This window comes from Streptomonospora wellingtoniae (assembly GCF_031845375.1).
GTDB lineage: Bacteria > Actinomycetota > Actinomycetes > Streptosporangiales > Streptosporangiaceae > Streptomonospora > Streptomonospora wellingtoniae.
Map to the genome: position 1 here is coordinate 136,443 of NZ_JAVREK010000011.1, position 13,960 is coordinate 150,402.

9 protein-coding genes are annotated in these 13,960 nt (G+C 74.6%); 6 read left to right on the forward strand and 3 right to left on the reverse strand.

Features of this window, described 5'->3' with window-relative positions; genetic code table 11:
• The first annotated feature begins 149 nt into the window (after positions 1-149).
• On the forward strand, positions 150-1,418 hold the full coding sequence (gene sepH / locus RM446_RS12785) for a septation protein SepH (protein ID WP_311545477.1): 1,269 nt from the start codon (positions 150-152) through the stop codon (positions 1,416-1,418).
• 71 nt (positions 1,419-1,489) lie between these two features.
• Here sepH and RM446_RS12790 read toward each other — a convergent pair whose 3' ends face one another.
• A complete protein-coding gene (locus RM446_RS12790; RefSeq protein ID WP_311545478.1) occupies positions 1,490-3,280 on the reverse strand; it encodes a PH domain-containing protein in 1,791 nt (596 codons plus the stop codon).
• 64 nt (positions 3,281-3,344) lie between these two features.
• The gene (locus tag RM446_RS12795; RefSeq protein ID WP_398695077.1) at positions 3,345-3,866 is read right to left on the reverse strand and encodes a PH domain-containing protein; all 522 of its coding nucleotides are present in this window, start codon (positions 3,864-3,866) and stop codon (positions 3,345-3,347) included.
• Positions 3,867-4,098: 232 nt separating this feature from the next.
• Here RM446_RS12795 and RM446_RS12800 point away from each other — a divergent pair, with 232 nt between their 5' ends.
• The 3 genes from RM446_RS12800 (at position 4,099) to RM446_RS12810 (ending at position 6,944) form a co-directional block, all read left to right on the forward strand.
• The gene (locus tag RM446_RS12800; RefSeq protein ID WP_311545479.1) at positions 4,099-5,088 is read left to right on the forward strand and encodes an ATP-binding cassette domain-containing protein; all 990 of its coding nucleotides are present in this window, start codon (positions 4,099-4,101) and stop codon (positions 5,086-5,088) included.
• Positions 5,085-5,915: an ABC transporter permease gene (locus tag RM446_RS12805; RefSeq protein ID WP_311545480.1), complete on the forward strand. Its 831-nt coding sequence runs from the start codon at positions 5,085-5,087 to the stop codon at positions 5,913-5,915. Before RM446_RS12800 ends, RM446_RS12805 begins: the two co-directional genes overlap by 4 nt.
• Before the next feature lie 237 nt (positions 5,916-6,152).
• Positions 6,153-6,944 (forward strand): sporulation protein, encoded by a 792-nt coding sequence (locus tag RM446_RS12810; RefSeq protein ID WP_311545481.1) that lies wholly within the window; start codon positions 6,153-6,155, stop codon positions 6,942-6,944.
• 108 nt (positions 6,945-7,052) lie between these two features.
• Here the strand turns inward: RM446_RS12810 and RM446_RS12815 are convergent, their stop codons facing one another.
• Positions 7,053-10,376 (reverse strand): BTAD domain-containing putative transcriptional regulator, encoded by a 3,324-nt coding sequence (locus tag RM446_RS12815; protein WP_311545482.1) that lies wholly within the window; start codon positions 10,374-10,376, stop codon positions 7,053-7,055.
• 248 nt (positions 10,377-10,624) lie between these two features.
• On the opposite strand from RM446_RS12815, the gene RM446_RS12820 reads away from it, so the two are divergent.
• Together RM446_RS12820 and RM446_RS12825 are read left to right on the forward strand one after the other, a co-directional pair.
• Positions 10,625-11,200 (forward strand): YbhB/YbcL family Raf kinase inhibitor-like protein, encoded by a 576-nt coding sequence (locus RM446_RS12820; RefSeq protein WP_311545483.1) that lies wholly within the window; start codon positions 10,625-10,627, stop codon positions 11,198-11,200.
• A gap of 453 nt (positions 11,201-11,653) precedes the next feature.
• Positions 11,654-13,948, forward strand: a complete 2,295-nt coding sequence (locus RM446_RS12825) for a hypothetical protein (RefSeq protein ID WP_311545484.1) — start codon at positions 11,654-11,656, stop codon at positions 13,946-13,948.
• The last annotated feature ends 12 nt before the right edge of the window (positions 13,949-13,960 follow it).

The following is a 13,960-nucleotide window of genomic DNA, read 5'->3' on the forward strand; positions in this document are numbered from 1 at the left end:
GCGCTCGGCGGACGGTCCCCGACCGTTCCGGAAGGCACGCAGTTCGGACATGCCAGTCGTGGTAGTGGCCGAACACGTGGATGCCGATGAGACTGGGATCGTGGGGGATGGCCGAGGACCTGCCCTCGACGGACGCGAAAGGGAGGGCGATGCAAGAGCTTCGCCTCGCCGCCGTCAGCGAGGACGGCACTTACCTGGTATTGGCGAGTGCCGGTCGTGGGACCCGTTTCATGCTGCCCGTCGACGACCGTCTCCGCGCTGCCGTGCGCGGCCAGTTCTCCCGGCTCGGCCAGTACGAGATCGAAGTGGAGAATCCGTTGCGCCCCAAGGAAATCCAGGCCCGGATCCGCTCGGGTGAGACAGCCGAGGCGATCTCGGACCTCTCCGGGATCCCGATCGAGCGTGTCCGCTGGTTCGAGAGCCCCGTGCTCCAGGAGCGCGAGTACGTGGCCCAGCAGGCGCAGCGGGCATCGGTCCGCCGCCAAGGCGAGACCGCGCCCGGGCCGACCCTGGGCGACCTGATCACCGATCGCATCGGCGCCCATCAGTTGGAGACCGGCGACGCGGCGTGGGACTCCTGGAAGCGCGAGGACAACACCTGGCAGCTCAAGCTCGTCTTCCTGGTGACCGGCGAAGAGCGCGTGGCCCACTGGGTCTACGAGCCGCGCCGCCGCTCGGTCACCCCGGCCGACGACGAGGCGATGCGCTTCCTCACCCGCGAGGCGGACGAGCCCCTGGACCTGGGGCCCGGCAGCGCGAACGTGACGCCGTTCGTGCCGCGGCGCCAGGGGCACGCGCCCGAGCCCGTGCGTCCCGAGCCGCTGCGGTCCGAGCCCGCGCGTCCCGAACCTGCGCAGCCCGAACCCGGCCGTCGGGAAGCCCCTCTGCCCACCGACCCGCCGCGCGAGGAGGACCCGCCCGCACCGGCGCCTCCGGCCGCACCGCGGCGGCCCGCGGCGGGCCGCGCCCGCATCACGACCGACGATGTGATCCCCGGGGAGCGTGCCGCCCCGCCCGAGCCCACTGCGCCGCAGCGGCGCGAAGAGCGTCGCGCACCCGCACCGGAGCCGCCCGCCGAGACCACTGCGGCCTCGGCCGGCGAGCCCGAACACCCCGGTCGGCCCGAGCGCGCTGAGCGCCCAGCCGCCGGGCGCGCGTCGGTGCTCGACGCCGAGCCCCCCGCGGCGCAGGGCCAGGCGTCGGGACCCGCGCGCGCTGCCGAACCCGCTCCCTCCGCCGAACAGGACGAACGCCAGGACCATGCGCCGGCCCGCCACCAGGAGCCGCCGGTCTCGGCCGCGGCCGCCGGGACGGGGAGTCCCGGCGGCGGCTCTTCGCCGCGCCGCAAGGGCCGCGGCCGCCGCGCATCGGTGCCCTCGTGGGACGAGATCATGTTCGGGTCCAAGAAGTCGGATTGAGCGAGCGCCTGCCGGTGTCCGCCCCCGGCGGGCACCCGGCAGCGCCTGCGAGTGCCGCGCGCCGACCGCGGTCAGCTCTGTTCCTCCGCGCTCCGCTCCCCGCCGCCGTCCGCTTCACCCGCGTCCGGCCCCGCGCCGTCTCCGACCGCCGGTGCGACCGGACCGGCTCCTTCGAGGAACGGCCGCACCATCTCCGGAGTGACTACGTGTGCGAAGCCCGCCGACTCCGCGAAGCCGACGTCGATCGCGGAGTAGCCGCCGCTGCCCGCGCCCACCGACAGCTCCAGGTCCGCCAATCCGACCCGGCGCTGAAACAGCGTCTGCTTCCAGGTCCAGCCGATGATGGCGTCGCGCACCACGACGGCCTGCACACGCCTCAGCGACCCCGACCGCACGCTCACCTGGCGGCCGTCGTCGCCGTGGCCCAGCGAGCGGTAGCGGTCGATCCCCAGCGGTACGCCCAGCAGCGCCAGCAGCGCGAACACCCCGGCGACCCACGGCGGTGCCAGCAGCGCGGACGCGGCGGCCGCGACCGCGAAGGGTGTCACCGCCCGGAACAGCCGCCGTCCCAGCGCCGCGCGCGGGTGGCGTGCGAGCCGGCCGCGGAAGGGTGAGAGCGCGCGCTCGACGACCTCCTCGACCCGGCTGCGCGGACCGATCGGCATCAGCATGGCACGGGTGGCGGCCTGGCCCAGTCCGGTGACGATGGCGCGCAGGCGCACCGCCGATCGCGTCCGCTCAAGCGGGTTGTCCGCCAACTCATGGCCGCGGATGCGGCGCCTCTCCAGGGTCACGCTCTGCCGGGTCAGCATCCCGCGCTCGGCGATGAGCGCGTCGCCGCGCCGGCGCAGGGTGAACCGCCAGTGCGTCACCGTGTAGGAGACCACCGCGAACAGCGGCATGGCCAGCAGCAGCAACAGGGCCGCCAGCACAGCCCCGGCGACCAGCAGGGACACGGCCATCTCGCTTGCGCGCTCGTAGATCCCGACGGCGAGATCGCCGGCCCGCTCCGCGGCCCCCCCGCCCAGCCCTTGGCCGAGGACTCCGACCAGCGTGGCCAGGGCGACGAACGGCGTCAGCAGGTAGCCCAGGCTGAGTACGGAGTAGAGGTACCAGCTCGCCGGGACGGTGAAGTAGACCTCGGTGTCGGGCTCCTCGCCCTCGGCCGCTACCCGGGCCGGGGCGTCGTCGGCGCCTTCGGCCCGCTGCACGCCGGAGTCGCCGCGCAGGTAGGCGCGACGGCGCAGCAGGACGCGGCGCAGCCGCTCCGCCTCCGGCGCTGTGACGGCGTCGAGCTTGCCCTCCTCGCTGCCCTCTCCCCCGGCGGCGGCCTCGATCTTGACGACGGCCAGTCCGAGCGCGCGGTGGAGGAGGTGGGCGCTGATGTCGACGCCGCGGATGCGCTCGAGCGGTATGGAGCGGTGCGAGCGGCCGATCAGGCCGCGCCGGATCTCCAGCCGTTCGGCGCCGACCTGGTAGCGCACCGTGTACCAGGTGAAAAGTCCGCTGAGGAGCATCGTGGCGACCGCCGCGGCGGCGCCGCCCAGCATCCAGGGGTTGAAGCTGTAGGTACCGGCGATCAGCGCGACCAGGACGGGGACCAGGTAGTTGCGCAGGTAGTTCAGCGGCGCGGTGACCAGGGTCAGCGGGCTGAGGCGGTAGGCGGGCTCGGCCTCGGGCGCGGCTGCGTCCGGGCCCGCTGCGGAGCCCTCGGGGATCTCCGGCGCCTCCGGGGCCGCGGCCCACCCACCGCCTGCGCCGGTGCCGGCTCGGGCGTCCGCCCCGGGCCGATCGTCGGCGCCGGCGCGGTCGGGGCCGCCGGGGCTCGGCGACTGCCGGTCGGACCTGCCGTTCTCGCTCATCTGCCTCCTCGGGCAGCCCCGCGAGGGCGGCGAGCCGCGGAGCCGCCCCGCTGCGGACGCGGGCTCACGTGGCGTCGTCGCGCAGCTCGGCGGCGCGCGCGGCCAGCTCCTCGGAGATGCGCCGGGTCTCGTCGGCGTCGAGCCCTTCGATGGTGGAGGATCCGGCGTGCGAGGCGGTCTGCACCTCCAGTGTCGCCACGCGGAACATCCGCTCCATCCAGCGCTGGCGGTGGTCGACGGTCTGGATGCGGCTGACCGGGACCAGTTGCCACTTGCGGCTGAACCAGCCGGTGCGGGTGTAGACGACGTCGGCGGTGATCTCCCAGCGGTGCACGCGGTAGCGCCACTGGGGCACGAGCGGGACGCGGACGGCGGAGTAGGCGGCGTAGACGACGGGCAGCCACCAGGCGTAGCGCAGAAGCCATTCCGGCACCCAGTCCCATGCCGCGAACCTCAGGCCCCACGCGGCGGCGCTCAGCAGGATCAACAGCACCGCGGCGGAGATCGCGCCCTCCAGCGTCCACATCCGCACCGATCGCCGGGACACCCGGTGGGTCGGAGGTCTCAACCGCGTCGTCGTCGCCACGGCACCGAGTCTAGGGGGCGGGGCGTTGCGCCGGTCACACGCCCCGCGGCACGCGTTCGAGTGCCGACCGCCTCCGGCCGACCGGGAACCCTCGGGGCTGTTGCGGTGTTGGAACGGGCACGGTCGCGTCGGGCCGGCCTGTCGGCCGCTTGTCAGCAGGTGCGGGCACTTGTCAGCGGTTTGTCAGTACCCGGCCCGAGACTGGCGGCATGGACGGAAACGGGGAGGAACGATGACTGACGCCATCCGGGCGGAAGGTCTGGTCAAGACGTTCAAGGGGCAGACCGCCCTCGACGGGGTCGACCTGACCGCGCGCACCGGAGCCGTGCTCGGTGTGCTGGGGCCCAACGGCTCCGGCAAGACGACGACCGTGCGCATCCTGTCGACACTTCTGCGTCCCGACTCCGGGCACGCCCTCGTCGGCGGCTACGACGTCGTCCGCGAACCGCACCAGGTACGCCGCCAGATCGGGCTCACCGGCCAGTACGCGGCGGTCGACGAGGACCTGACCGGGACCCAGAACCTCGTTCTGATCGCCCGGCTGCTGGGCTTTTCGCGCGCCGCGGCCCGGGCGCGCGCCGCCGAGCTGATGGAGCGCTTCGCCCTCGCCTTCGCCGCCGACCGCCCGACCAAGACCTACTCCGGGGGAATGCGGCGCCGCCTCGACCTCGCCGCGAGCCTCGTGGGGCGCCCGTCGCTGCTCTACCTGGACGAGCCCACGACCGGGCTCGACCCCCACAGCCGCAACGAGCTGTGGGACGTGGTTCGCTCACTGGTCGGCGAGGGCGTCACCGTGCTGCTGACCACCCAGTATCTGGAGGAGGCCGACCGGCTCGCCGACGACATCGCGGTGCTGGACCGCGGACAGGTCATCAGCAGGGGGACCCCCGACGAGCTGAAGGCGCGGGCGGGCGCCCAGGTGCTGCAGGTGCGGCCGCTGGAGGCGGACCGCGTGGAGCAGGTCGGGCGCATCGTCGAGGCCGTCACCGGCTCGGAGATCCGCACCAGCGAGGGCGCGGCCAACGCGTCGGTCACCGACACCGCCGTCATGCCCGAGGTGGTGCGCCGCCTCGACGACCAGGGCATCGCGGTCTCCGAGCTGACCCTGCGCAGGCCCAGCCTGGACGAGGTGTTCCTGGCGCTGACCGGGCGCACCGCCGAGACCGCTCCCACCGACGACGGCGCCGCCGGCGTCGAGCAGACCGAGAGGACGCACGCATGAGCGCCGTGGACACGGCCGAGCCGGCCGGGGGCACGACCGCCGCGCCCGTCGTCACGCTGCGGATCACGCCGCTGTCGGCGGCTCAGCACGGCGCGCTGCTGACCTGGCGCAGCCTGCTGAAGATCAAGCGCAACCCCGAGGAGGTCCTCGGGCTGACGTTCATGCCGCTGATGTTCGTCGCACTGTTCGTCTTCGTCTTCGGCGAAGCGATGATGGGCGACTGGCAGGCCTACCGCGACCTGATCACGCCGGGGATCATCGCCCAGTCGGTCATCTTCGCCACGATCGGCACGGGCGTGGCGCTGAACACCGACATCGAGAAGGGGATCTTCGACCGGTTCCGGTCGCTGCCCGTGGCGCGCTCGGCGCCGCTGATCGGCGCCATCCTGGGCGACCTGGTCCGCTACCTGCTCACCGTGGTCATGGTGCTACTGGTGGCGGTGGCGATCGGCTACCGCCCCGAGGGCGGCGTGCTGGGCGTACTGGCGGCCACCGCGGTGGTCATGGCCTTCGCGTTCGCGCTGTGCTGGCTGTCGGCGTTCATGGGAATGCTGCTGCGCACGCCCATGGCAGTGAACATCTTCGGGTCCGTTTGGATGTTCCCGCTGACCTTCGGCAGCTCGGCGTTCGTGCCCACCGACCGGATGCCCGGGTTTATGCAGACCTTCGCCGAGGTCAACCCGGTCACCCACGTCATCGACGCGATGCGCGAGCTGCTCGGCGGCCAGCCCGCCGGGGAGTCGCTGCTGTGGGTCCTGGGGTGGATCGCCGCGATCACCGCCGTGTTCTTCCCGCTTGCCACCCGCGCCTACCGGCGCCGGGCCTGAGGCCCGCCTGCGCGTGCGCCCCGCGCGGGGCGCACGCGCTCGTCCGCACGGTCGGGGCCGACGCGCATCGACCGGCGGGGCCGCGCCCGGGGGCCGCCCGGTCGGCAGCTGCGGGATCCAGACAGCAGGACGGGAACCGCCGACCGCGAACGCGCATCGAAGCCCCTGGAGGAACGATCTCGATTCCCCTGTCGCCCGCTGCACGGTGGCGGCTCCACCCCTGAACGGAAGGACACCATGGGCTTCAAGCGCATTCTCGCCGCGATCGGCATCGGCGGCCCGAGCATCGACACCGTCGTCACGCAGGCGCAGGCTCGGCCCGGCCGGCAGCTTGAAGGCCACATCGACCTGGCGGGCGGCGAGGTCGACGCCGACATCGACGAGATCGCGGTGTCGCTCGCCGCTCGGGTGCAGGTGGAGATCGGCGACTCCGAGGGCGAGGTCACGCGGGAGTTCTCCCGCGTCGTCGTCAGCGGCGCCTTCCGCCTGGGTGCGGGCGAGAACAGGCGGATCCCCTTCACCTATCCGGTCTCCTTGCAGAGCCCGCTGACCGACGCGGGCGGAGGCCCTCTTCCCCGTGCCACGCTCGGCCTGAGCACCGACGTGGTGATCGGCGGCCAGCCCGACAAGGGCGACCTCGACCCGGTGCGGATCCACCCGCTGCCGGCACAGGACCGGGTGCTGGAGGCGGCGCACCGGCTCGGTTTCAGGCTGGCCAAGACCGACATCGAGCAGGGCCGCCTGGCGGGCACCCGCCAGGAGTTCCCGATGTACCAGGAGCTGGAGTTCAAGGCGGCTCCGCAGTTCCGCGGCCGGATGAACGAGATGGAGCTGTCGTTCGTCGCCGACGAGCAGGGCGTCGACGTCGTCATCGAGGTCGACAAGCGCGGCGGCCTGTTCACCGAGAGCCAGGACCGCTTCGCCAAGTTCCGGATCGAGCACGCCCAGGCCGATCAGCCCGGCGACTGGGCGCCGATGCTGGCCGAGACCGTGGAGTCGATGCTCAAGCGCCGCGGCCTGTTCGGCTGAGGCTGCCGGTACCGCGGCCGGCCGACCGCGGCCGCAACCGCGAGACCGACCGCTGCTCGGCCGGTCGCGGCGCCGTAGGACGGACGGTGCGGCACCGCCGGGCGGCGGTCACTCGGGCGCGGTGCCGCCGCCGGGGCGCCCCCCGCCCTGCGCACCCAGCCAGTCGTCGATCCACGCGGTCACCACGGCCGGGTGGGATTCGGCGCCCGAGGCGAAGGCGCGCTCGAACCCGGCGTGGCCCAGGCGGCGGCGGGCGTAGGCGCGGACGCGCACGATCGCGGGGTCGGCCTCGTTTGGCAGGCCGCGCACCGACCGGGCCCGGCCGAGCGCGACGGCGGCACGCTCTGGCCACTCCGCGACCAGCACCTCGGTCAGCTGCTCCAGAATGTCGGCGCAGGGCATCCCGGCCGCGTGGGGCGCGATCGCCTGCCAGGCGGCCGCGGCGTCGGCGAGCGCGGCGGCGCGGTCGCCGAGGGCCATCGCCGTGCGGCTGCGCAGTGCCAGCCACGCCGGTTCGATGTGTCCGCGCACCACCGCGTTCATCGCGGCGATCTCGCCGGTCAGCGACAGGGCTTTCTCGTAGGCCGCGGCCGGGTCGCCGGCGGCGTGGTCGACCTCGGCCTCGCCCATCCTGCGGAACAGCCGTGTGTCGCTCTCCTCCGCCAGCGGGCGGGTCGCGTCGAGCTCGCGGCGCGCGGACTCGATCCGCCCGCGTCCGGCCAGACACAGCGCCTGGCGGATCTTGAACTGGGCACGCAGCCCGTTCAGGCCGATCTCGACGGCCAGCCCTTCGCCCTCGGACAGCAACTCCATCTCGCGGTCGAGGTCGGTGAGGTGGTAGAGGCCCGCGGCCACGGTCAGCGCGTGCGCGGTGCCCCACCGGTCCCCGATCGCGCGGAACCTCTCCAGGGCGGCGAGGACGCGGCCGCGGCCGTCGCAGCCGCGGCCGTCGTGCAGGCACAGCAGTCCGCCGAACAGCTGCGCGCCGGCCCGCATCCACGGGTCGGGGTGGTCGGCGGCGGTGGCGCTCAGGCGGGCGATGCGCTCCTCGCGGTCGTAGCCGAGCATGCCCAGCAGCATCAGGACCAGCAGCAGCCCGGGGTGGTTCTCGGGCGGGTCGCCCAGCTCGACCATGACCTCCTCGGCGCGCAGCAGTCCCTTGGTGGAGGTCCCCGGCCCGGTGAAGTCGGCACCCAGCGAGTGGATGGCCAAGCAGTGGGCGTAGGCGAGGGTGCGGCCCTCGGGCGGGTGCTCGCCGACGGCCCGCAGCAGCTCGCCGCACCAGCGCACCAGGTCACTCCAGGCGTTGCCCATCTGCCAGTACCAGCAGGACGCGAGCAGCAGGTCGAGTGCACGGGCAGGGTCGCCGACGTCGATCGCCCAGCGCAGAGCGGCGGTGAGGTTGTCGTGCTCCAGGCGCAGCTGGGAAAGCCACAGCAGCTGCTCGGTGCGGCGCAGGTAGGGGTCGGCGCGGCTCCACAGGCCGAGGGTGTAATCGGCGTGCGCACGGCGCACCGCGGGTTCCTCGCCGCTTTCGGCGAGGCGCTGGGCCCCGTAAGCGCGCACGGTCTCCAGCATCCGGTAGCGCGGCTGGCCCTCGCCGTCCTCGCCGACCTCGGCGGTGACCAGGGACTTGTCGACCAAGGCGAACAGCACCGACCATACGTCGCGGCCGTCGTCGAGGCCGTTGGAGCAGACGTGCTCGACGGCCTCGAGGGCGGCTCCGCCAGCGAAGACCGACAGGCGCCGCAGCAGGGTGCGCTCGGCGCCATCGAGCAGCTCCCAGCTCCAGTCGACGACCGCCTGCAGGGTCTGGTGCTGCGGCAGCGCGAAGCGGTTGCCGTTGGTGAGCAGCCGGAAACGGTCGGACAGCCTCGCCGCCAGGTGCGCCGGCGGCATCGCTCGCAGCCGGGCCGCGGCCAGTTCCAGGGCCAGCGGCAGGCCGTCGAGCTCGCGGCAGATGCGCACGACGTGCTCGGCGTTGTTCTCGTCGACGGTGAACGCGGGGTCGACGGCGCGGGCGCGTTCGGAGAACAGCCGCACCGAGGCGTAGTCGCCTGCGTCGGCGGCCCCGGTGGTCTCGGGTGGGAGGGCGAGGGAGGGGACGGCCAGCAGCCGCTCGCCCGCGATCCCCAGCGGTTCGCGGCTGGTGGCGAGCAGGCGCAGCCGGGCGCACCTGGCGAGCAGCTGTTCGGCGGCCTCCGCGGTCTCGGCGACCAGATGCTCGCAGTTGTCCAGGATCAGCAGGATCTCGCGTTCGCCGACGAAGTCGACCACGCGGTCGAGGAGGTCCCCGGTGCCGGTGGGGGCGCCCGAGAGCGACATGGCCGCGTTCTCGTTCAGCCCGAGAGCGCTCACCAGCGCGTGGGGGATGTCGGCTCCGTCGCGCAGGGGCGCGAGCCCGACGAACCAGACACCGCCCGCGGACGAGGCGGTGCGCTCTTCGACGAAACGGGAGCCGGCCTCGATGGACAGTCGGGTCTTTCCGGCGCCGCCGGGGCCGATGAGGGTGACCAGGCGCTCACCGGCGAGCAGCGCGCCGACGCGGTCGACCTCGTCCTCGCGGGCGACGAAGCTGGTCAGGGTGTGCGGGAGCCGCTTGACCGGGCGCGGGGCGGGTGGCGAGGGCTGCGCGCGGGCGGGCGGCGGGGGCACGGGCCGCCCGGCGCGCGCCGGAGCGGGCTCGCCTGCGTGGAGCTCGCCGCGCAGCAGTCGGACGTGCAGCCGCTGCATGTGCGGTGACGGGTCCATGCCCAGATCCTCGGCGAGCGCGTGGCGCAACCGGTCGTAGGCCGCCAGCGCGTCGGCCTGGCGGCCCGCCGCGGACAGGGCGCGGACGAGCAGTTCGACGGGTCGCTCGTCGTGGGGCTCGCGCGCGGCCAGCTCCTCGATTTCAGGCAGCGCGTCGTCGTGGCGGCCGGCGTTCAGCAGCAGGGTCAGGCGCTCCAGCAGGACGCTGCGGCGCGACTCGGCCAAGCGTACGGCGACGTCGTCGGCGCCGCCGCTCCCGGACAGGTCCGACAGCGCCGGGCCGCGCCACAGCGCCAGCGCCTCGCCCAGCAGGGCTTCGGCGGTCTGCGGGTCGCCATCGGCGCGGGCGCCGCGGGCGCGCCGGGCCAGCTCGTCGAAGCGGTGCAGGTCGACGCAGGCGGGGTCGACGTCGAGGCGGTAGCCCGCAGGGTCGCCGTGCAGCGGCGCCGAGTCGCCCAGGGCGCGGCGCAGCCGGGAGGCCAGCGCCTGAAGCGCGTTGCCCGCGTTCTCGGGTGCGGGTTCGCCGCCCCACACGCCGCGAACGAGGCGCTCGCCGGCAACGGTGCGGCCGGGTGTGAGCAGGAGCAGCACGAGCAGGCGGCGCAGACGCGCGCCGCCGATGGGCAGTGCCGCGCCGTCAGCGCTGTACACCGCGAGTGGACCGAGGATGCAGAACCGCACGGCTCCATGATTGCCGATTCCCGCAGCAGGACTTCAACAGGTTTACCGATTCTGTGGAATCCGCGCGTTCGCCGTCGGAGGATCCCGTGCACGGCGTGCCCCGCCGCCGCGCCCGGCGAACCAATCGCCGCTCCGTCCGCAGTATGGTTCGGGTATGCCGTGCCGTGCGGCCACAGTTCGGCTCCGCCCCGTTGGCAGTGGCGCCCGGCACCGGGAGAGTCCCGTCGGAAGAGTTTCGCAGGAGCCCCATGTTCTCGGACGACCGCCGTTCACCACGACCGCGCCGCGCCGGAGTGCGGCTCGCCGCCGCTGGCGGTGCCGTGCTGGCCGCGACAGCGGGGTGCGGGAACCTGGCCTCGGGCACCGAGACGGAGCTCGACGACAACATCAACCTGACCAGCACGATGATGCAGGCGGGCGAGCCCATGCCCAATCTCTACACCTGCCGGGGCGAAGGGGTCTCACCCGCGCTCCAGTGGTCGGGGCTGCCCGACGAGGGCGTCACCGAGTCCTTGGCGCTGGTCGTGGACGCCCCTGAGGAGGCCACCGTCTTCTGGGTGCTCTTCGGCCTCGACCCGCAGACCGCCGAGCTGCGCCAGAACACGGTTCCCCACCCGGGAGAGCAGGGCCGCAACACCGAGGGCGAGACCGCCTACGACCCGCCGTGCCGCTCCGAGGACGGCGCCGACGAGGTCCGCTTCACCCTCTACGCCCTCGACAGCGAGCTGGACCTGGCGGAGGACGCCTCTCTGGAGGAGGCGCTGGGCGCGATCGCCGCACGCGCGGTGTCGCGCGGTTCCCTCACCGTCTCCAGCGGCCAGTGAGCGCCGACACAGAACCCGTTCAGGGCGCGCGGCCGGGAAACAGGCGCTGCATCCTGCGTGCGCACCGCATGTACGCGACAGCAACGTCCGTCGCCCTCTGCACTCATGCCGCATCTATGCATAAAGTGGGACCGTGCCCCCCGTTGATTACCTCATGACCGAATCGTGTAACCGGCGCGGCCGAGACCCGCGCACGGGCGCGGCGCCCGCGCCCGGCCGCGCTCGCGGCGGCGCCCCCGGACGTCCCGCGGTCCGCGCCGAGCAGCCCATGGCAACGGGGGTCCCCCGACGGACCGCGGTTCACCCGCACCGCCGACGCCCGCGAGGCGCAGGCCCGGCGGCGGTGCGCCGAGCGCCCTCTCCGCGCGCTTGGCCACCGGCCGACCCGGTCGCCCCCGCTGGCGGCAGCCATGACGTCTACCAGGCCGCGGGCCCTAGGGTGGTGCATTCACCGTGACCATTGCGCTAATCGCGATCATCGCCGTAATCGTGGTCCTCATCGTCCTGATGCTGATCCTTCTGGGCATGCGGGCGCTCAACGTCAGCAACGCCGACGACGGCTATGACGAGCCCGAGTACGACGACGGCTACGCGGAGGGCGACGACCGCGAGGAGCCCGCGGACGAACCCGAGCCTCGGGGGCGCGGTCGCGGGCGCGGGCGCTCGCGCGAGCGCCGCCCGCGACCCGATCCGGAACCCGCCCGGTCTTCCCGCTCGCGCCGAGGCCGCTCCTCGGCCCGCGACGACAGCGACGACTTCGCGGACAACGACTTCTGGTCCAGCCTCTCCGGCGACGACCCCGATTTCGCCGACGAAGAGCGGCCCTTCTCCGGATCGGCCTCCGGACCCGGCCGCCGCGACACCCGGGCGGAGTCGACCGAGGCGATGGCAGCGGTCGTCGACGACGAGCCCCCCGCACCGGCACGCTCCGCCGACACCGGGCCCGGCCGCGCGCCGGCGGTCGAGGGCGCCGCCCGCGACCGACGCGGCCGCGAAGCCCCCGAGGCGCTGCCCCCGGCAGGTCAGGGGCAGGAGCCCGCGGGCGACGACTCCGGCCTGCGGATGCTGGCGAGCCTGGGCCAGGGCGCGGCTGCCGGCGAGGAACCCGGACGCGACCCCGGCCGGGACAGCCCCGCCGCACGGGAGCCGGAACGCCCGAGTACCCCCGCGCCGCAGGCCCCCGAACGCCCGGGGGCGCCGGCCGGTGAACGCGGGCCGGCGGGCGGCCGCAGCCGCCCGGAGACCCGCGACACCCTCGACGACCCCCTCGGCGGCCCCGCGCCCTCCTCTCCCGCCCGGCCGTGGGCCCAGGGGACCTCCCCCGACCCGCTGGCGGGCTCCCCGTCGCCGGGCGGCGCCGACCAGTCCCGGCCCTCGCCCCGCGACACCGGCCCCTTCGCGCACGACCCCCTCAGCGGCCCCTCACGGCTGAGCCGCGGCGCTTCGGCGCCGGCTCCGGGCCCCTCGCCCACTTACGATTCGGGGCCCCTAACCCGCGGCGGCCCGGGCTACGCGGGCTCCTCACCCGCTCCCTCCTCCTACGACAGCGGGTCCTACGACACGGGCTCGCTCAACCGGCCCTCCTACGACACCGGACCGCCGAGCCGCTCCTCCTACGACACCGGCGCCCGCGGCCGCCCCGACCCCGTCGGCTCCGCGGGAGGCCCTTCGGCCTACGACACGGGCTCGCTCAACCGGCCCTCCTACGAAACCGGGCCGCCGGGCCGCTCCTCCTACGACACCGGTACGCACAGCCGTCCGGGCTACGAGGCGCCCGCGGGCTCCTCGGCCTACGACACCGGCTCCTACAACCGGGCCGCCTACGACCCGGGGCCCGCGTCGCCCTATGACACGGGGTCCTACAGCCGGCCCTCCCGCAGCTCCTACGACACCGGCGGGCGCGGCGGTCCGGGCGGCGGCGACCCCCTCACCGACCCCGCGTTCAACCCCGCCCCGGGGGCCGGTCCCGCGGGCCCCGAGGCCGGATCGCCGATCTGGTCGAGCTTGGACACCGGTGCGCACCAGCGGCCCGCCGCGCCGCCGAACCCCCCGACGCCGACGAGCGGCTTCGAGGCGGCGCCGCCGTCGTACGGCACCGGCTCATTCGCACGCGAGCCCTACGACACCGGCCCCTACGACAGCGGCGGCTACGGCGCCCCGCCCCACCACGGCCGCCAGGCCGGCCCGTCCCCGAACGGCCCGTCGCCGAACGGCCCGCTCCCGAGCGGCCCGGAGCCCGGCTACGGCTACACCGGCCGGCAGCAGGGGCCCTGGGACCAGCAGCAGCCGTGGGGCGGCGCCACGGGGGAACCGCCCGGCATGCACCCGCGGCCGGGCTACGAGGCCCAGCCACCCTACGGCGGTCCCGGCGGCCCGCACGCGCCCGAGGGCTACGACAGCGGGCCCTACGGCGCCCCGCCCCCAGCCCCCGGCCCGGCACCCGCGAACGGCTATCCGGGTATCGGCGCCTCCCAGCAGGCGCCCGGCGCCCCGCAGCCCTACCCCGGATACGCCGACGTGCTCGGCGACTACCCGCCGGCGGACCAGTACGGCGGCTACCCGCCGGCGGACCAGTACGGCGGCTACCCGCCGGGGGACCAGTACGGCGGCTACCCGCCGGCCGGCCCGTCCCGCTACGAGCCCGCCCCCGGCGAATGGCCGCCCTACCCGGGCCGGCCGGAGCAGGACCCGGACAACCCGCCCCCGCCGCCGTACGGCCAAGGCGGCTACGGCTACGGGAGCCGCTAGCCCGCGCCCGGA